This is a genomic window from Ruegeria sp. E8 (assembly GCF_056533985.1).
On sequence record NZ_JBQFOY010000001.1, the window covers coordinates 560,444 to 579,695 of the forward strand.

The following is a 19,252-nucleotide window of genomic DNA, read 5'->3' on the forward strand; positions in this document are numbered from 1 at the left end:
CTGCCAATCAAATGACATCGGTGGGTGAGTTGAAGAGAATGTAAAGCCCGACACAGACCATGATGTAAGGGGCGATCCGATCCAGACGGGCGACGCGGGGACCAAGGTTTTTGGCCCTCGGCGCACCCCAGGTCGCGACCGCAACCAGACCTGCTGCAGCCGCGACTGCACCGATCAGTGCGGCAACGCGGTATGAAGGCGCCGAATCCGCCAGCAGAGGTGTCATAACCGCAAAGCTGTCGATCGAGAGGCTCAGGAAAAGCGTCACGACCGAGGTGACAGCCCCTTTGGCCTCTGCGTCTTCGGTATCTGCCTGACAAAACTGCTGCCAGATACCGCGTAAGCCAAAAACCAATGGAATGATGCCCAGATATCCGATCCAGAACGGAACACCGCTTTGGTTCAGTCCCATTGCCACGGTCATCGCGAGGGTCAAAACGATCGCCTGCGCGACCGCAAAGCCCATGATGGCGCGGCGTTGTTCCATCACCAAGATCAAGCCCAGCAAGACGGCCAGATTATCGAGATTGGTGGATACCATCGCGATTCCAGCCGATACCGCGAACAGCACATGATCAAGCATGATCGACCTGCATTCTGTCCAGCACGGCCCGTGCTGCGCGCAGACCGGGCGCTTCACCACAACGGCCCAAACGATCCATTGTCACGTTCATGGCCTGCTGCTGCGCGCCGGGCGCATCCGCCACCTGTCGCAACGCATCGGCGATCTTTTCGGGCTGACAGTCATCCAAAAGACATTCGGGCACTGCGCGCGTATCTGAAACCAGGTTGACCAGCGTCACGGTGTCCAGCTTCACCAACCGTTCCGCCATTTTTTGTGTCAGCCAATTGAGCTTGTACGCAATCACCATCGGCGTGTTCTGCGCCGCCAGTTCCAGAGACACCGTGCCCGAGGCAGCCAGCGCAAGATCCGCCGCACCAAAAGCCGCACGTTTGGAGGCCGTGGCTTGCTCGGCCGCCAAATGGCGCGGATCAAGTACGATAGGGTCACCAGGCCATTCTTGCACCAATTCATTGATCAAATCAGTGGTTGCACCAACAGTCGGGATCACCACGCGGTAGGTCGGGTGGTCTTCCATAAACAGCCGCAATGCGCCGCTGAATGCATCCGCGAGTCGTTCGATCTCCCCCCTACGCGACCCCGGCAACGCAAGCAGGATCGGCGCGTCACCCAGATCAAAACTGCTGCGAAACGCTGCAATCTCTTCCGGCGTGGCAACCGGTTCACTGGCCACAGGGTGGCCCACAAAGTCGCACTCCATCCCTGCCCGCTCCATATACGGCGGCTCAAAAGGAAGCAGCGCCAATACATGGTCGATCACCTTCGCCATCTTGTCGGCGCGCCCCGGTCGCCAGGCCCAGACGCTGGGGGCGACGTAGTGCACGGTTCTGATGGTGCTCCCGGCCTTTACGATCTTGGCCACGCGCAGGCTGAAATCCGGGCTGTCGATTGTGATCAAAACATCCGGCATCGTGTCCAGCACGGCCTGCGCCGTCTCGGATATCCGGCGTTTGAGGTGGAAGAACTTCGGCAGAACTTCGACCAAACCCATGACCGAAAGTTCTGACATCGGAAACCGGCTGGTTAGGCCCTGCGCTTGCATCAGCGGGCCACCTACCCCGTCAAACTCGACATTTGGGATCAGGGTTTTCAGCCCCTCCATCAACGCGCCGCCCAACCGATCGCCCGAAGGTTCACCGGCGACCAGAAAAACGCGCATCAGACCGCCCGCTCGCGGATGTACAGGAACAGACCCAGACGATTACACTCGGCGATGACGCGTTCTTGTTCCAATACAAGCACACCGCCTTTTTCAAGAACGATCCCGGACAATCCAGCTGCCACTGCATCGGTGACAGTGTCGGGTCCCATGGCGGGCAAATCGGCGCGTCGGTCCTGATCGGGCTTAGGGCCTTTGAACAGTATGCCGCCACCTGCGTCGGGGCGTTGGGTCAGGGATTGCAGCATCCAGGCTGTGCCGAATATCCCCTCGATAGCAATCGCCTGCCCTTTGGACACGGCACAAGCCTGACCCGTGTCCGCAGCGCCCATCGCCCGAATAATACCCGCAGCACGGTCGGCATCGGCCATATCGGCCTCGGACGGCTTCGCATCGGTCAGACATCCCAGAGGCGGTAACAGGCCCGGGGCGATCTCATGTGCGGCCCGCAGGTGCAAACCGGCATCCTCGAGAATGCCGATCACCGCTCGCAGCGCACCATCGTCGCCTGACATGATCGCCTTTTGGATCACCGGGACCAACGGCAAGGTCGCTGCATCTATGCGCGACGGGTCGATGGGAGGGCGTTGGACGGCACCGGCCAAACAAATCTCGGTCACGCCGCGTGCTTTCAGATCGGCTATGAAACTGCCCAGTTGTTCCAGCGGAAACACGATGTCTGCGGTCAGATCGTCAGGCAAAAACCCTTCCATCGCGCAGATCAGTGGCCGTTCCGTCAACTGGGCGACCACTTCTGTCGGCAATGCGCCGGTGCCCGCAATCAATGCCAGCATGGTTTACTTCCCCGGTGTCAGGAACGAACGATCACTGTGCCCGGTGACAAAATCGACGATCTTTTGCACATAATCGCTTTCGTTGTCTTCACCAATGCGGTGGGCACGGTCCATGAAAGTACCATCGCCTTCGGACAATTCCTTGAACGCCGCGCGCAAGGCCGAGATATCCTCGCGCGATACGCCCTTACGCTTGAGCCCGACAAGGTTCAAACCATCCAGTTCGCCCCGTGACGCTTGCACCAACCCGTATGGGATGACGTCCTTTGGCACCATGGTCAGCGCGCCAATGATTGCACCGCGCCCAACACGTACCCATTGATGCAGGCCGGATATACCGCCGACAATGACATCATCTTCGACGATACAGTGACCAGCTGCACCTGCGTGGTTGACCATGATCACGCGGTTTCCAATCTGCACATCATGGGCCACATGCACACCCGCCATCAGCAGGCAATCATCACCGATCCGGGTGACGCGACCACCACCGTCTGTTCCGGTATTGACCGTAACATGTTCCCGAATTCGGTTGCGTTTGCCGATCTCGAGACGAGTATTTTCGCCACCGAATTTCAGGTCTTGTGGGATTTCACCAATCACCGAGAAATTGAAGATCACGGTATCTTCGCCGATCATCGTGTCACCGGTCACAACCACATGCGACTTCAACTCGACCCGATCGGCCAGTTTGACCTGAGCACCCACGTAGCAGAACGGGCCGATGCTACAGTCCTGCCCGATTTGCGCGCCGTCTTCAATAATTGCGCTGGGATGGATTCCACTCATGTTGTTTTTTCCATATCCCAGTCAACATAGGCCGAGAATTCCGCCTCGGCTGCCACTTCACCGTCGACAGTTGCGCGACCGCTGAACTTGAACAGTTTGCCGCCCTTCTTGCCGCGAACCGTTTCCACGTGCATTTCCAGAACGTCACCGGGAACAACCTTGCGACGGAATTTGCACTTGTCGATACTCATGAAGTAAATCAGCAGCTCGGTGTCGATGACATCCATCCCCACACCCAGCATCACGCCTGCGGTCTGCGCCATCGCCTCGACGATTGTGACGCCCGGCATGATCGGCGTTCCGGGGAAGTGGCCCTGAAAATGCGGTTCGTTCATGGTGACATTCTTGATGCCACGTGCCGATTGGTAGCCCGAGATATCCACGACTTTGTCGACCAGCAAAAACGGATAACGATGCGGCAGGATCCTCTGGATCAGCTGAATGTCGGCGCTTTTGGTTTCAGTGCTCATGATGCAGATATCCTGTTTTGGATGTTTCTTTTTCCGCGTGGTTAGCAATACGGCAACCCAAGGGCAAGCGAACCTATTCGCCTGTACCTTCTTGCAACCCGCTTCCATCACCAATTGCGGCGTCAATGCGAGAAATAGCGGCCTCGGTGATGTCTGACGTGCTGACGACGACGTTGGAACGTTCGATCATCACACTAGCACCGAATTCCCGTAAGATATCGACCAGCAAAGGGCGCACAATTTCGAAAAACGTCTGTTGTGCCTCTTCGCTGCGCCGCGCCAGCGCGTCCAGCTTTGCCCTTTGTCCCTCGCGATGGGATTGAACCTTTTCATCAAACGCCTCGGCCAAAGGACGGAATTCCTCGGCCGGTAAAGTTTCACGCTTTTGAGTGAGTTCTTTTTCCTCACGGCTCAGTTCGGCCACGATCCGTTCATTTTCTTCGGCTAGTAAGACGCTTTCTTTTTCGATTTCGCGCAGGACACGTTGGCCGAAAATTGATCTGGTAAACAGCTCTTCACTCGACAATGTGACCACGCTGGCTTGTGGTACGCCAAGCTGTTGCGCGGCAACCAACGTCACCGACGAAAGAGCCAAAAAAGCACACAGGGCCCCGAAAGGGCCCAGTGCTGTTTTCACTATCTTTCTCAGCATGTCTGATCAGAACCGGGCCTGAATTGTAAAGTCAAAGTTCTGGACCTTGTCGAAGCTTTCTTTTTTCAAAGCCTGCGAAAAGTTGAACCTCAGAGGACCGAAGGGAGTGTCCCAAAGAATGGCTACGCCAATGACGTGACGGATCGAGCCATTTGCCCCGACAATGTTCGCTCCAGCCGTGTTGACGTTGTCGATATTGTAAAGGTTACCAACGTCGTAAAAAACACCACCGCGCAGACCCAGTTCTTCAGGCAAGCCCAACGGGAAATCACTTTCAAATCTTGCAACCCAGTAATAGTTGCCGCCAATTGCATCGTCTTGACCGTTTGACAAGTCACGTGGGCCAAGTCCCGCAGGTTCAAAGCCGCGGAACGTGTTCGGCCCCAGCACAAAGCGGTCGATGGTGCGGCTGAAATCATTGCCAGTCCAGCTCAACGCGCCGAGTTCAAGAGACGCACGCATGACAACTTCTTCATTCCACACACGAGTTTGAGCAATGCCCCGCGCAGTGGTTTTGAAGTACTTGTTGTCACCGCCCAGACCAGCTGCATCCACGCCAACTTCGAACAGGACGCCTGAATTCGGATCCAGACCGCCCAGTCGGCTGTCATAAATGTAAGACACCCCAAGGGAACTTGTTGATCGTTTGCCCTGCGCGATCTCGGACGAGATCACGGCTCCGTTTACCTCGTTATCTTGCTGTGTCATCTCGCTCCGCTCCCAGCCATAGCGTACACGGAGGGCAGAAAGCTCCCCGATCGCATAGGTGAGTTGCGGTGTGAAAAACAGCGCGCTCGTGTCGTAACTTGCGAAGCCCGAGTTTGTTCCAGTCAAACCAAGGCCCAAATCGAACCGCAACTTGCGGCCAAGCAGATAAGGTTCGGTAAAGTTGATCGTATAACGTTCCGAGTCTTGCGCAGTCGAAAGCTCAAGTCCAAGATTCTGGCCGCGACCGAGGAAGTTGGATTCATTCAGGCCGATTGCGATCCCAAATCCGTCGGTGACCGAGTAACTGCCGCCAAGGCTGAGCGACCCGGTCGGCTGTTCTTCGACATCCACATCTAGGATAACCTGACTGGGAGAAGACCCTTCACGCGGTTCAACATCAGCTGTCGCGAAAAAGCCCAAGGCATTGATCCGTTCAGCGGCCTGGCGAATTTCACGCGGATTGAACGGGTCACCTTCAACCGTATCGAACTGACGGCGGATCACGCGGTCCAACGTGGTCGTGTTACCTTCGATATCGATCCGCTCAACAAAGATGCGGGGCCCTCGTGTCAGGACAAACTCAATATCCAATGTCAGATCGCGGTCATTGCGCGTGACACGAGGTTCGACCCGCAGGAAGTCCACGCCTTGCTTCAGCCCCAGGCGCTCCTGTCTGGCGATCGAGTTTTCGACAAGCGTCGGCGTATAGGTCACGCCGGGTTTGATTTTCAGTGCCTCTTGATACGGCGCAGGATCCACGCCCGGAATTTCACTGACGGTCGTGATCTTTCCGAACGAGAACTTCTGCCCTTCGGTGACGTTCATCACCAGAAAGAAAGCATCCCGTTCCCGAGTGAATTCGACATTGGCGCTGTTTACACGAAAATCGACATAGCCCCGCGACAGGTAGAAATCGCGAATAACCTGTTTGTCGAACTCGATTCGGTCACCGATAAACGTATCGTTACGGAAGAAAGCCCGCAGGAATGTTGCCTGTTTGGTTTCCAGAACCCGGCGCAAACGGCGGTCCGAAAAGGCGCGGTTGCCTACAAAGCTGACACGTTCGACTTCGATAGTTGTTCCTTCTGAGACCTCAAAGACCAGATCGACCCTGTTATCGCTGCGGCGGATGATCCGCGGGATAACCGTCGCTGCAACACGGCCTTGAGCGGAGTACACTTCCGCAATCATATCCGCATCAGCTTCGGCAAGCTGTGGGGTAAAGACACGGCGCGGCTGGGATTCAATGGCTTCCAGCAGCACGTCATCTTTGACGCGGGCGTTTCCTTCGATGCTGATCTGATTGATGGTCGGGTATTCCTGCACTTCAATCACCAGCGTGCTGCCACGCGGCGTCAGTTCGACTGTTTCAAATACACCACTGTCAAGCAAACGCTGATAGGCATCGTTGAGCTGTCCGGCCGTAACGGTCTGGCCCGGTTCGATGCCCGTGCGGGCGATGATCGTACCTGTTTCAATCCGGCGGTTGCCCTCAACGTCAAAGGAATTGATCGTGAAGGTCTGCGTCTGCGCAGCGCTCGGAAATGCCAGTAAGCTGGCTGCAACAAAAAGGAAAAAAACCGTTAGCGCCTGCCACAAAATATTGTTTGTCGGCATTTGCCCCCCGCAGGATGTGCCCGCGCCTCGCCTGTCAGTCATTTTGTGCTCTACCCAGAATTTTTGGACTTTAATGCTGAGTAACGGGATTGAATGAGCTTGTCAAAAGGCGAAATCAAAGCAATCCGGCAGACTACTTTGCTACACATGGCTTTCGATTTCAGTAAGAATCACATTCCCGCCAAATAAGCGGTACCTGTCATCGCCAATGCCAACGCCAAAGCTGTAACCGCAAAGCTCAGCAGAACATCCCAGTTCAGCACGAACAGGAAGCTAAAGCTCTGATACGATTTCTTAAGCGTTTTGGTCATGGCATATCCCTCTCGCGCGAGGAGAATAGCGCCGGATTACGGCAACAATGCGGCCCAAATAAGGGCCGCACGTCACAATCAGCAGAACAGGTCGTTACTGACAGAAAACAGCATCAACGTGAGGATGAGTGTGATCCCTACTCCCATCAGCACACGCAGGGCTCCGTCGCTGGGCGGTTTGCCAGTGATCGCCTCATAGGCGTAGAACACCAGATGCCCACCATCCAGCGCAGGAATCGGGAAAAGGTTCAACAATCCAACCGCTGTCGAAAGTACCGCGATGAAGAAGATAAAGTTCTGCGCCCCCTGGCTGGCCATCGCACCTGAGGTTTCGGCAATTCCGATTGGCCCGGAAATATTACAGGTGCTGATCGCCCCGGTCACCATGTGCCAAATGCCAGACAGCGATCCCTCGATGATACGACCGGTCTGAATGACACCGCCCCGCAGAGAATCAATAACACCGGCCGGTTCTGTTGCAGGCTCCAGCATCATGCCGCCAATGATACCGATCCGCCAATGCGTGACGAAACCGCCATCTGGTTGCGGTTCATCGGTGCGCCGGGGCGCCAAAGCGAATTCCAGCTCGGTTCCGTCCCGCCAAACCTCCAGCAACAAGACCCGACCGTCTGAGCCTTCGACAAACTCTTTCAGCTGATCAAAGGCAAAGATCGGCTTTCCATTGACCGAGGTGATGACATCCCCTTGTTCCAACTGGATATCCATGGCGGCGCTGCGTGGCGCAATCTGGCGGATCAGCGGCGGAAACATCCAGGGCGCCTGAACGTCCAACGTCTCACCATCCCGGATAACCGTGTATTCCAGAATGGGTTCGACGGGCAGTGAATTCGTAAACTCCTGCCACGCCCCCTCTTGATCATAGTCCGGTGTTGGAATGCCAGCGATGGCCGTGATCACGTCACCTTCCCTGAGTTCCTGCACGGTGCCCGGCAAGGGTTGCAGCGTTGCCACTGTCAACGGCTCGCGCGACACGCCCTGAGACCAGAAGATCATGCCAAAGACCAGAATAGACATGACAAAGTTGAAAGCAGGTCCAGCAGCGACCGTCGCCGCCCGCGCCCACAAAGGCGCGCCATGCATGGTGCGACGCAACTCCTCGGGGCTTTGAGTGGCGATCTCACCCATCGCCTCTTCATCCTTGCCCGACGCGGCATTAGCATCGCCAAGGAATTTCACATATCCGCCAAAAGGCAGTAGCGCGATCTGCCACCTCGTGCCTCGTTTGTCGACACGGCTCCACAATACAGGGCCAAACCCGATGGAAAACACCTCGGCATGGATGCCGGACCAACGACCGACAATGTAGTGGCCATATTCGTGCACGGCCACGATGACCGACAGCGCGATGACAAAGGCCACAATCGTCCAGAGAAGATTGCCGAATTGCGGGATTAGGGAAAGTACGTCCAAATTTCTATCCTGCTCGTTCCACCACAGTGTCATCGACCCATTGACGTGCCAGATGGTCGGTTCGCTGTACGTTATCAAGGGTCATCGGGGTATCAATAAGGCTGTCCGAGGCGTCAAACCTGTCCAGAACAGCGGCAACAGCATCCGCCATGTCCAGAAAACTGATCCGACGGGCAATGAAATGATCCAGCGCGCGTTCCTTGGCGGCGTTGAAAACAGCGCCAGCCAGACCACCGCGTTCCATCACGTCCCATGCGAGTTTCAACGCGGGATACCGCGTCAGATCCGGAGCTTTGAAGTTCAATTGACCCAGCTTGGCCAGGTCGAGCCGTCCCAAGGGCAGATCGCGCCGTTCTGGCCAATGCAGCGCATAGCCGATGGCATGGCGCATATCAGGGGCGCCCATATGGGCCATCACCGCGCCATCACGAAACCCGACCATGGCATGAACAATGGATTCGGGATGAACCAGTACCTCGATCCGATCCGGTGAAACCCCGAAATATTCATGAGTTTCTATCACTTCCAGGGCTTTGTTAAACATCGACGCGCTGTCGATCGTGATCCTCTGACCCATGTCCCAGTTCGGGTGACTCGACGCCTGTTCAACGGTTGCATGAACCAGATCGCTCAGCGGCCAATCCCGGAACGCACCACCGCTTGCGGTGATGATCACACGCTCGACCGTCTCAATGTCTTCGCCGACCAAAGCCTGGAACACAGCCGAATGTTCACTGTCGACCGGCAGCAATCGCCCGCCATGAGCCTTGGCCGTTTCCAGAACCAGAGAGCCGGCGCACACCAGCGTCTCTTTGTTGGCCAGCGCCAGCGTCGCCCCCTGCTTGAGCGCTTCGATCCCCGGAGCCAGCCCGGCCGAACCCACAATGGCGGACATGACCCAATCAGCCGGGCGCGCAGCAGCCTCGGCAATGGCGTTTGGGCCTGCGGCCGCCTCAACACCACTGCCTGCCAAGGCAGCTCTGAGATCATCCAGCCGGTTTTCATACGCCGTGACCGCCAGTTCAGCACCCAATCGACGCGCGTCATCCGCCAATTGCTGAATGTTGCTGCCACCGGTCAGGGCCACGACATCATAATCGGATGGCGCACGCGAAATCAGATCGATCGTATTCTGCCCGATCGACCCGGTGGCGCCGAAAATAGAAACCCTGCGCATTACATTTCACCCGGCGAATAAATCAGCCCTGCGATCAGTACAAACAGCGCGGCCCCCATCATACCATCAAACCGGTCGAGAAAGCCGCCATGGCCCGGGATCAGGTTCGAACTGTCCTTGACCCCAAATTTGCGTTTGACTGCGCTTTCGACAATATCACCAGCCTGGCTGGCCATTGAAGCTAAAACCGAAACAATAACGAATGCGAATCCAAACCCGGCATGGCTTGCGAACACAACGCCTACACAAGCAGCGGCAACCCATCCACCAGCCGTCCCCGACCATGTCTTTTTGGGGCTGACCTTAGGCCAGAACTTAGGGCCACCAACCGCTTTGCCAACAAAATAGCCTGCGACATCCGTGGCCACCACTACGGCGATCAGCCAAACCATCCAGCCAAAACCGGAGTTTTCTCGGATCGAGATGAACCCCAGCCCGGCCGCGACGATCCAGACTGCAAACAGCCCGAACAGGACCTTCGACCGGCTGACCTGCCCCACACCCACAAGTGCCGGCGCTAGTACAATTGGCAATGTGTAAATCGGCGGCAGATGGTAACTGAGAACAACCGCAACACTGGTCAAAATCCCCAGTTGGACGGCCACGCCCCGGCTTTGCGGGTCTATCATCCGCACCAATTCCCAGGTCATCAGACCACAGGCAGCGGCGATAAAGGTTTCGAACCACAAACCACCAAGCCAGACTTCAATTGAGCCGATTACAACCAGAACTGCAGCGGAAAGGACCCGTGTAGTCAGGTCCGACCATCGGCCATCACTCATGCCAGAACCGCTCCGAACCGCCGGTCCCGCATGCCAAAGTTCCGGCAAAGGCGCGCCAGTTCAGCGGCAGTGAAATCCGGCCAGAGCGTGTCGATGAACTCATATTCCGAATAGGCCGATTGCCATAGAAGGAAGTTCGAAATCCGCGCCTCTCCACTGGTACGGATCACCAGATCCGGATCAGGAAGAACCCGTGTATCCAAATACTTAGGTAGGGTTTCTTCATCCACATCCTCGGGCTTCAACCGTCCGTCGGCCACATCCCGCGCCAAGCGTTTGGTGGCGCGCGCGACCTCATCACGCCCCCCGTAGTTCAGCGCAACAGTCAGATGAACAAGATCGTTGTTTTTGGTTTCTTCTTCCAGCGAGTCCATCAGCTCGGTCAGTTTCGAATCCAACCGGACCCGATCGCCGATAAAACGAACCCGGATTCCGTTATCCGCAAGGGTCCGGGTTTCTTTGATGATATAGCGGCGGAACAAGTTCATCAGGCCCGCCACTTCTACCTGCGTCCGCTTCCAATTTTCGGTCGAGAACGCAAACACCGTCAGATACTTGATCCCCAATTCCGGGCAGGCTTCAACAACCTCACGAACACGTCGTGCACCGGCATGATGCCCAAACAGTCTGGGACGACCGCGCGCCTGCGCCCAGCGGCCATTGCCATCCATGATGATGGCCACATGGCGTGGGCCGGAAACCGGATCGTTTTGGGGATCTTTTGGCATCAGACCAGCTCAGACCTGCATGATTTCTGCTTGCTTGGTTTCAAGTGCGGTATCAACGGCCTTGATCATCTCATCCGTCAGATCCTGTACTTCGCTTTCCCACAGCTTCTGGTCATCTTCCGACATACCATCTGCTTTGGCCTTCTTGATCTGATCCATGCCGTCACGGCGTACGTTGCGGATCGAAACCCGAGCGCTTTCTGCATATTGCCCGGCAACCTTGCCCAGTTCACGGCGACGTTCTTCGTTCAACTCCGGGATCGGCAGCATGATGATGGTACCGTTCAGCTGCGGGTTGATGCCAAGGCCACTTTCACGAATGGCCTTTTCCACCTTACCGACCAATGACTTATCCCAGACATTTACGGTAACCATGCGCGGCTCGGGAACGTTCACGGTGCCCACCTGGTTGATAGGTGTCATCGAGCCATATGCGTCAACCATGACGGGCTCTAGCATCGAGGCCGACGCGCGCCCCGTTCTCAGCGAGGCAAATTCGGTTTTCAGATTGGCCATCGCGCCATCCATGCGGCGCTTCAGATCATCGGTGTCCAGTTCGAAGTCGTCAGACATGCTGCTCACTCCCCGTATTCAGGTACTCTTTGGATGGGTCTTACGCCATCGCAATTGGGATGTATAGCAATCATGGTCAGGATTTGTACCAATGGCCAGAGGCGTTGCGACCATTTTGTACCAACTCCGGCGTTCCAGGCCTGGTTGAAAACATCCATCCAGGCCGTAGAGGCTGGTTCAGACTCAGGCGTTTACGTCCACCACGACGCGGCCTTTGACCTGCCCTTTCAGAATGTCAGAACCCAGCTGTGGCAGATCGGAAAGAGAGGCGGGTTGAACCATTGCCTCCAGCTTGTCCATCGGCAAGTCCGTGGCGATCCGCTTCCACGCACGAACCCTGTTGTCGTAAGGCTGCATCACACTGTCGATGCCCAGCAGGTTCACACCGCGCAGCAGGAAGGGAATCACCGATGCAGGCAAGGCAGCACCCCCGGCCAAACCGACTGCAGCGACAGAGCAACCATACTTCATCTGCCCCAGAACCCGCGCCAGCATATCTCCGCCCACCGCGTCCACACATCCAGCCCAGACTTCGCTTTCCAGTGGCCGTTTGGTGGTCTCGTTCAGTTCTTCGCGCGGCACAATTGTCGTCGCCCCAAGGGATTTCAGGTAGTCACCAGTTTCGGGCCGACCCGTCACCGCAGCGACCTCATATCCCAGCTTTCCCAAAATGGCCGTGGCCACCGACCCAACGCCACCAGCAGCCCCGGTTACCAAGACCGGACCGCGATCCGGGGTCAGCCCGTGATCTTCCAGCGCCATAACCGCCAACATTGCGGTAAACCCTGCCGTGCCCACGGCCATGGCCTGACGCGCATTCAGCCCTTCGGGCAGCGGCACCAGCCAATCGGCCCGCGCGTTGGCTTTCTGGGAATAGCCGCCCCAATGCGCCTCACCCACGCGCCATCCGGTCAGAACGACCTTGTCGCCCGGTTTGTAGCGATCATCCGAAGAGGCCTCGACCGTGCCGGCATAATCAACGCCGGGAACATGCGGATAGGCGCGCACCAACCCACCCCCTTTGGGGGACAGGCACAATCCGTCCTTGTAGTTCACTGTGGAGTACTCCACCGCCACGGTAACTTCGCCCTGCGGAAGATCGTCCAGCGATAGCTGTTTGACCGACGCGCTCGCCAGCCCGCTGTCTTCGTCCTTGTCCATTACCAGCGCATTGAACATATTCAGTTCCTTTCGTTTTTCTGCGTCCAGACCAGTCCTTCACCTGGCCTCAAATACCTCGGGGGAGTCGCGCAGCGACGGGGGCAGCGCCCCCATACCCCTTTAAATCCAGAAATGCGCTTGCACAGTTGCCCGACGCATCCCATCCGGTGTTTCCACGTCCAATTCCGTTCCCGCGTCCCAATGGCTCAACCGAACCATGCCAATAGCCACGTTTGTATTGAAATCCGGCGACCAGGTGGCCGAGGTCACCTGCCCGACCCACTTTCCGTCCGCGTAAAGCCCCCAGGGCCGATCACAGCCCGGAACAGCATCACCCGCAATCGCGATCGGTCGGATTTGCTGAATGGGCCCCTCTTTCGCCACCCGTAACAACGCATCGCGGCCAATACAGCCGATGGCGGTATGCGTATTGCAGAACTTGCCCAAGCCACATTCATGCGGGGTGTTATCGTCGGTCATGTCATTGCCATAGGACAGCAATCCACCCTCGATCCGCTCGATCAGGTTTGGACATCCCGCGCGCACCTGCAGGTCCTCACCCGCCGCAAAAAGCGCGTTCCATAAAGGCATACCGATTTCGCTGCCTTCCACATAAATCTCGAACCCGCCTTGTTTGGAATAGCCCGAGCGCGCCACGGCCAGATCCCGCCCTTCAAATTCGAACATGTCGAATTTGAAGAAACGGATGTCCCGTACCCGATCCCCAAAGACGCGCGCCATAAGATCGTTAGCCTTGGGACCCTGAACGGCAAGCGGAGACACATCCGGTTCATCCACCAGCACATCCAGACGATAACCAACGGCAATCCCCTTGACCCAAAGCAAAAGATCACTGTCGGCAATCGATATCCACCAGCGGTCTTCGGACAGTTTCACCGCAACCGGGTCGTTCAGCATCCCGCCGGTCTCATCCACAATCGGCACATAGAAACATTGCCCCGGCAGCATCCCGCGCAGGTCACGGGGCGTCAGCATTTGCATCAGGCGCGCGGCGTCTGGCCCACGCAGTTCAACCTGCCGCTCGCACGCGACGTCCCATACCTGCACATGGGTCTTCAAGTGCCGGTAATCGGCCTCGGCACTTTCGAAAACTGTGGGCAATAACATACGGTTATAAACCGTATATCCCTTGACCCCGGCAGCTTCGACCCCTTCAGAGAACGGTGTCCGCCGCAGGCGGCGAGAGGGGGAAATCAGCGGCATTCAAAGCTCCTCTGGCATGAATACAAGATCACTAACAGGCGCTTGCGAGCCCGCCTCGGTCAGCATTTTGTGCACTTGTCCCCGGTGATGGGTCTGATGGTTAAAAAAGTGAATCACGCAACGCGCGTAAGGCAGGGTGATATCGGCTTCTTTCGCGGCCGAGTACCAGGTGAACGACCCCGTCAACGGATCATCCCCCAAACTGTCGGCCCAGTGGAGGATGCGGGCGTCGATCTTATCCCGCAAAGGCAACCAACAGGACAGGTCCGGGCAAAGGTACACGCTTTCATGGATGCCACCGCCTGCCTTGTGAATGTTGCTTTCTGGTCCGTCGCGTTTTTCAAAGCGAGACATCCAGATCCAATCGCCCCACAGCAGATGGTTTACCGTGCCCAAAATCGAGCCGAAGAATGCCCCGCGTTCAAGGATAAGTTCTTCATGAGATAGAGCTTGCAGAAACTCTGCCAACTGTTTGTTTTGCCAGTGATTATAGCGCGCCATTTCACGCGCATAGGCGCCGGTGATCATCACTTTGGTCCGTGCCAGTCGATCGGACAAATCTCGGCTGATTTGCCGCCAAAGTCCCAAACACGGCCGTAATCACGCACTTTCGATTTGGTGCCGCGTGCCACGATGATGTCCGGACCCATCCAGTACTTCGAGTTCGAAACCATCACCGGATGTTCGGGGTCTTTGCCTGCCAGCATCTCGATCTCGCCCTGAATTTTTCGACCGATCACGATGCGGCGCTTGTTTCCGTCGCGTTCGATCTGAACCGGAGCACGCTCGGCACCGATGATCTCGCTGACAAGCATGGTGAACAGTCCGGTTGTACCGCCCGCCTGCCCGCTGAAGATTTGCAGCAAGCCATTATACGCTTTGCCGCTTGCACGTTCGTCGACATAAGCCGCCACTTTCCACTGGCCTTCGCCCATCCGGCCCGGAATATCGACCAGCAGCCCGACGTTCAGCCCCGACAGGTCTTCGCCCTCATAATGCCCTTCGTCGATAATAACTCCCATCCAGGCATGGCAATGGCCTTCGGTCGGAGGATGCGCGCCCAAAGACACCACGCACGGGCAAAACACATCGCACGAGCAGTTCAGGATCAGCTCACCTTTGACGGCCCATTCCGTCGGGCTCATCTCACGCCGTTTGGGATTGGGCATCCGGCTGTCGATACGCTGGCTGATAGGCAACCGGTCTGCTTCCGGTTTTCTGTTTTTTGCCATTGGCTTAACCTCCGTAGCTAATAGGATAGACGAGCAGGACCAAACCGCCCGCAATCAATGCAAACCCCATGGGTCGGGTCACCGCATGTCCGATCTGGGGGAGCTTCTCCAAAACCATGAAAAGGGTCGCGAGGCCCATCCACAGCAGGCTCATGACCCCGCCGACAAAGCCAAGCGCCATGAAGCCCCAACAGCACCCGACGCAAAATGCACCAAGGCCCAGCCCCATGCGAACACCGCCTGTGAACCCTGTCTTCCAATGACCCAGGAAATAGGTCATCGGGGCATGGCAGACGCCGTGGCAGACCTCTTTCGCGCGGGAAAACTGGAAGGCCCCCACTGCGATCATCAACCCACCGGCCAGCCAGCCAGACTTGGCAATGCCCAGCATATCGACCACGCCGCCGAACAGCAAAACCAGCTGTACACCCGCGATCAGAGCCGCAAACCCGACCCAGACGATGGAATACCCTGCCAGAACGCCCAGCCAACCTGCACGGCTGCCATTGGCGCTGCGGATCAGATCGTCATAGCTGCGCAGGGTCGGAACAAGCGTCGGCAGCATCATCGCTGCCATCATAATCGCCCACATCCAAAACAGCGGGCCGAACTCGGCCATGGGCATGTACATATCCATGCGCGGGTCCATGGCCGCCATCGCCTGTCCCATGGGTCCGGGGCGGCCAATCAGGTCAAGGTCCATGTTCCGGCTCATCGAGAACATGACCCACCACGCCCAAAGGATCAGGACATAAAAGCCCAGCCACATTCCGCTTCGCAGCCACGTACGACTCACTTCGGCCTCCCGACTCAACTCCCTTGCTTTTCAAATGTCAGACTTTTAAATGTCAGACAAATAAAAATTTTGCCCAGGGTCATCTGAACATGAAAGCCGCGCCTCGGAAAACTGTCGACCTTTCCGCCCAGATTGCGCAAGCCATTCGGGATGCGATTGTGTCAGGTGAGTTGATTGTGGACGCCCGCCTGCCCTCTGAGGCCGAGCTTTCCGAACAGTTTCAAGTCTCACGTCCAACCGTGCGTGAGGCGCTGAAACGGCTGGCGGCGCAATCCCTGATCCGAACCCAACGCGGCGCATCGGGTGGCGCGTTTGTGAACCGGTTGAGTTTCGAGGACGCCTATTCCCAGCAGGTCACGACCTCGACCCTGTTGCTGTCGATGAATGCGGTCAGTTTCGACACCGCCTGCGAAGCGCGCTATGCTCTGGAAAGGGCCTGCGCGCCCTTGTCCGCGCAACGGCGTACAGCGGATCAATTGGCCACCATGCGGGCCGAGATATACCGCCAATCCCAACCCGGCCTGACGGATGAGGCGTTTTGCGCCTCGGATGTTACGTTCCATCGTGCGTTGGTGGATGGCGCCGCAAATCCGGTCTTGTCGTATCAACTGGCCGGAGCAGTTGAGGCGATGCAGCCGTTGATGAACATGATCACGTTCACCGCGCGGTCCCGAGAAGAGATCATCGCATTACACACCAAAATAGCGGACGCGCTTGAAGCGCATAGGGCGGAAACCGTAGACGCCGCACTTGTCGACCTGGAACGCTATACCCGACAATTGGCTCAGGATGTGGTCGAGCGCAAACGCAAACCGGCCTAAGCGCCGCATCTGAAACGCAATCAGGACAAAGGGCAAACGAGCAGGCAGAATGTCATCCGGCGCCAAGACCGGAACTCTCATTACGAATTGAAGATCAATGACTTACGGGAGGACGTTATGAACCAAAGACCAGACCCCAGTTTCTATCCATCTGCCAAACTGGCGATGGAGGGCCCTGCTGAGACGCTTGCCTTTACGCTGATGCTCAGCCCTGACTTTTCACAGCCTGACGGATTGGCGGTTGTGAATGTCGATCCGAGTTCGGACGATTTCGGAAAAATTGTTCATCAGGTGATCATGCCCGAGAAAGGCGACGAGTTTCACCATTTCGGTTGGAACGCCTGTTCTTCAGCCCTGTCGCCGCTCAGCGGTCACGCGTTTCTGGAACGGCGCTATCTGATCATTCCGGGAATCCGATCCAGCCGGATTTACGTCATCGACGTGAAGAATCCGCTTGAGGCGAAGATTCACAAGATCATCGAACCCGAAGAAGTCTTTGCCAAAACAGGATATTCTCGCCCACACACGATCCATTGCGGGCCTGAGGGCATCTATGTGAGCACCCTTGGTGGCGGTGGTGTGGACGGCACTGATGGTCCTCCGGGTATCTTCATCATGGATTGCGAGACCTTCGACATTATCGGCCGCTATGAGATCGAGCGCGGAGTGCAGGACAAGCACTATGATTTCTGGTGGAACCTGCCGCGCGACTACTTGGTCAGTTCCGAATGGGGCCTGCCCCCGCAATTCGAAAACGGGATCGTTGCCGAAGACCTGCTGTCGAACAAATACGGCCACAGCATCCATTTTTGGAACCTGCGCAACCGCACCAATATCCAGACCATCGACTTGGGGGAAAATCACCAGATGGCTTTGGAAATCCGCCCTGCCCATGATCCGGTCAAGCAATACGGGTTCTGCGGCGTGGTCGTAGACACCACCAACCTGCAAGGTGCGATCTTCACCTGGTGGCGCAATGATGACGGCACGTTCGAGGCCAAGAAAACCATCACCATTGATCCGCAACCTGCTGATCCGGACGATCTTCCAGACCTGCTCAAAGGGTTTTCGGCGGTGCCGCCTCTTGTCACCGACATCGACCTGAGCCTGGATGACAAGTACCTTTACGTCTCGTGCTGGGGTACGGGTGAGATGCACCAATACGATGTGTCGGACCCGATGAATCCCAAACTGGCGGGCGTGGTTGAAATCGGTGGGATTGTTAAGAAAACCAAGCATCCAAACGGTCAGAGCTTTGGCTATGGCCCGCAGATGGTCGAAATCAGCCGTGACGGCAAACGCGTCTACTGGACCAATTCGCTCTATTCCACATGGGACGATCAGTTCTATCCCGGCGAAGGCGGCGCGGCCATGGTCAAGGCGGATGTCGGCGAGAACGGAGGACTGACGCTGGATCCGAAATTCTGGGTCGCCTTCCCCGACGGCTATCGTAGCCACCAGATCCGGCTGGAGGGCGGAGACTGTTCAACCGACAGCTTCTGCTACCCGTCGGTCTGACTTGGACGCTTTGATGACATCAACGGCTGGCCTCTGGCTGGCCGTTGTTCTGAGTGGCGCCTATCACGGTCTGAATCCCGGCATGGGCTGGCCGCTGGCGGTATCGTCGGCCCTTATGGAACAACGTCAGTCTGCCCTTTGGCGCGCGTTGGCGGCTTTGGCAGGCGGGCATTTCCTAGCCATGCTGGGGGTGCTTCTGCCTTTTGCACTGATGGCGGTTCTTGTCGATTATCAAAAGGAAATCCGCATCGGGGCGGCCTTGATCGTCATCGGAATGGGTCTGTTCATCGCAATCACCCGTCGCCATCCGCGCTTTCTGTCGCGTATTCCCCCAAGCAAATTGGCATTGTGGTCGTTTCTAGTGGCGCTGGCCCATGGGGCGGCCCTGATGCTGGTGCCGATCTATCTGGGACTATGCGCCGTTGATGAACTTGACGCCGGGCATCAGGCGATCTCTCAGATCATGACATCAAATACCCTTCTCGTTCTGGGTGTCGCCGCGCTGCACACGGCCGCCATGATACTGGGCGGAGGGTTGCTGGCCTTTGCCGTCTATCGCTGGCTCGGCCTGCAATTCCTGTCCCGCAGTTGGTTCAACCTGGAACTTATCTGGGCGCTGAGCCTCATACTGGTCGGCGGTCTTGGTCTTTGGTCCGCGCTCGGCTGACCTTGTACTTTGTTTTGAAACGCGCTTTGTCTGCGGCAAGACAAATACGGAGCTTCCGA

At 57.0% G+C, this 19,252-nt stretch carries 21 protein-coding genes; 3 read left to right on the plus strand and 18 right to left on the minus strand.

The genetic code is table 11. The features are described 5' to 3' along the window. Positions 1-7: 7 nt before the first annotated feature. From ACR0LF_RS02840 to ACR0LF_RS02925, 18 genes are all read right to left on the minus strand, one after another. Complete coding sequence (locus ACR0LF_RS02840) at positions 8-583, minus strand: hypothetical protein (RefSeq protein ID WP_480574660.1); 576 nt, start codon at positions 581-583, stop codon at positions 8-10. After that, on the minus strand, positions 576-1,742 hold the full coding sequence (gene lpxB, locus ACR0LF_RS02845) for a lipid-A-disaccharide synthase (protein WP_480574663.1): 1,167 nt from the start codon (positions 1,740-1,742) through the stop codon (positions 576-578). Before lpxB ends, ACR0LF_RS02840 begins: the two co-directional genes overlap by 8 nt. Beyond that, on the minus strand, positions 1,742-2,536 hold the full coding sequence (locus ACR0LF_RS02850) for an LpxI family protein (RefSeq protein ID WP_480574666.1): 795 nt from the start codon (positions 2,534-2,536) through the stop codon (positions 1,742-1,744). The genes lpxB and ACR0LF_RS02850 overlap by 1 nt, the downstream gene beginning before the upstream one ends. Before the next feature lie 3 nt (positions 2,537-2,539). Next, on the minus strand, positions 2,540-3,325 hold the full coding sequence (gene lpxA / locus ACR0LF_RS02855) for an acyl-ACP--UDP-N-acetylglucosamine O-acyltransferase (RefSeq protein WP_480574669.1): 786 nt from the start codon (positions 3,323-3,325) through the stop codon (positions 2,540-2,542). Continuing rightward, on the minus strand, positions 3,322-3,795 hold the full coding sequence (gene fabZ / locus ACR0LF_RS02860; RefSeq protein ID WP_480574673.1) for a 3-hydroxyacyl-ACP dehydratase FabZ: 474 nt from the start codon (positions 3,793-3,795) through the stop codon (positions 3,322-3,324). Before fabZ ends, lpxA begins: the two co-directional genes overlap by 4 nt. Positions 3,796-3,868: 73 nt before the next feature. After that, the gene (locus ACR0LF_RS02865) at positions 3,869-4,432 is read right to left on the minus strand and encodes an OmpH/Skp family outer membrane protein (protein WP_480856011.1); all 564 of its coding nucleotides are present in this window, start codon (positions 4,430-4,432) and stop codon (positions 3,869-3,871) included. Between the two features lie 21 nt (positions 4,433-4,453). Further along, positions 4,454-6,814, minus strand: a complete 2,361-nt coding sequence (bamA, locus tag ACR0LF_RS02870; protein ID WP_480574678.1) for an outer membrane protein assembly factor BamA — start codon at positions 6,812-6,814, stop codon at positions 4,454-4,456. A 128-nt stretch (positions 6,815-6,942) separates the two neighbouring features. Further along, positions 6,943-7,083, minus strand: a complete 141-nt coding sequence (locus ACR0LF_RS02875) for a hypothetical protein (protein WP_480574681.1) — start codon at positions 7,081-7,083, stop codon at positions 6,943-6,945. A gap of 78 nt (positions 7,084-7,161) precedes the next feature. Then, the gene (gene rseP / locus ACR0LF_RS02880) at positions 7,162-8,514 is read right to left on the minus strand and encodes an RIP metalloprotease RseP (protein ID WP_480574684.1); all 1,353 of its coding nucleotides are present in this window, start codon (positions 8,512-8,514) and stop codon (positions 7,162-7,164) included. Between the two features lie 4 nt (positions 8,515-8,518). After that, positions 8,519-9,691 (minus strand): 1-deoxy-D-xylulose-5-phosphate reductoisomerase, encoded by a 1,173-nt coding sequence (dxr, locus tag ACR0LF_RS02885; protein ID WP_480574687.1) that lies wholly within the window; start codon positions 9,689-9,691, stop codon positions 8,519-8,521. Next, positions 9,691-10,473 carry a phosphatidate cytidylyltransferase gene (locus tag ACR0LF_RS02890; protein ID WP_480574689.1) on the minus strand — a complete coding sequence of 261 codons (783 nt, stop codon included), beginning with the start codon at positions 10,471-10,473 and terminating at the stop codon, positions 9,691-9,693. The genes dxr and ACR0LF_RS02890 overlap by 1 nt, the downstream gene beginning before the upstream one ends. Continuing rightward, positions 10,470-11,201, minus strand: a complete 732-nt coding sequence (locus tag ACR0LF_RS02895; protein WP_480574692.1) for an isoprenyl transferase — start codon at positions 11,199-11,201, stop codon at positions 10,470-10,472. Before ACR0LF_RS02895 ends, ACR0LF_RS02890 begins: the two co-directional genes overlap by 4 nt. Positions 11,202-11,210: 9 nt before the next feature. After that, positions 11,211-11,774, minus strand: coding sequence for a ribosome recycling factor (gene frr / locus ACR0LF_RS02900; RefSeq protein ID WP_480574695.1), 564 nt, complete (start codon positions 11,772-11,774; stop codon positions 11,211-11,213). Between the two features lie 183 nt (positions 11,775-11,957). After that, complete coding sequence (acuI, locus tag ACR0LF_RS02905) at positions 11,958-12,953, minus strand: acryloyl-CoA reductase (protein WP_480574698.1); 996 nt, start codon at positions 12,951-12,953, stop codon at positions 11,958-11,960. Between the two features lie 102 nt (positions 12,954-13,055). Then, positions 13,056-14,159 (minus strand): dimethylsulfoniopropionate demethylase, encoded by a 1,104-nt coding sequence (locus ACR0LF_RS02910; RefSeq protein ID WP_480574701.1) that lies wholly within the window; start codon positions 14,157-14,159, stop codon positions 13,056-13,058. Next, positions 14,160-14,687 carry a DinB family protein gene (locus ACR0LF_RS02915; RefSeq protein ID WP_480574704.1) on the minus strand — a complete coding sequence of 176 codons (528 nt, stop codon included), beginning with the start codon at positions 14,685-14,687 and terminating at the stop codon, positions 14,160-14,162. Further along, positions 14,687-15,391, minus strand: coding sequence for a DUF1326 domain-containing protein (locus tag ACR0LF_RS02920; RefSeq protein ID WP_480574707.1), 705 nt, complete (start codon positions 15,389-15,391; stop codon positions 14,687-14,689). Before ACR0LF_RS02920 ends, ACR0LF_RS02915 begins: the two co-directional genes overlap by 1 nt. 4 nt (positions 15,392-15,395) lie before the next feature. Beyond that, complete coding sequence (locus tag ACR0LF_RS02925) at positions 15,396-16,160, minus strand: DUF2182 domain-containing protein (protein WP_480576164.1); 765 nt, start codon at positions 16,158-16,160, stop codon at positions 15,396-15,398. Positions 16,161-16,276: 116 nt separating this feature from the next. On the opposite strand from ACR0LF_RS02925, the gene ACR0LF_RS02930 reads away from it, so the two are divergent. From ACR0LF_RS02930 to ACR0LF_RS02940, 3 genes are all read left to right on the plus strand, one after another. Continuing rightward, entirely contained in the window at positions 16,277-17,008 is a 732-nt protein-coding gene (locus ACR0LF_RS02930) for a FadR/GntR family transcriptional regulator (RefSeq protein ID WP_480574710.1), read from the plus strand. Between the two features lie 117 nt (positions 17,009-17,125). Then, positions 17,126-18,526, plus strand: coding sequence for a selenium-binding protein SBP56-related protein (locus tag ACR0LF_RS02935; protein WP_480574713.1), 1,401 nt, complete (start codon positions 17,126-17,128; stop codon positions 18,524-18,526). A gap of 13 nt (positions 18,527-18,539) precedes the next feature. Then, positions 18,540-19,193 (plus strand): hypothetical protein, encoded by a 654-nt coding sequence (locus tag ACR0LF_RS02940; RefSeq protein ID WP_480574716.1) that lies wholly within the window; start codon positions 18,540-18,542, stop codon positions 19,191-19,193. The last annotated feature ends 59 nt before the right edge of the window (positions 19,194-19,252 follow it).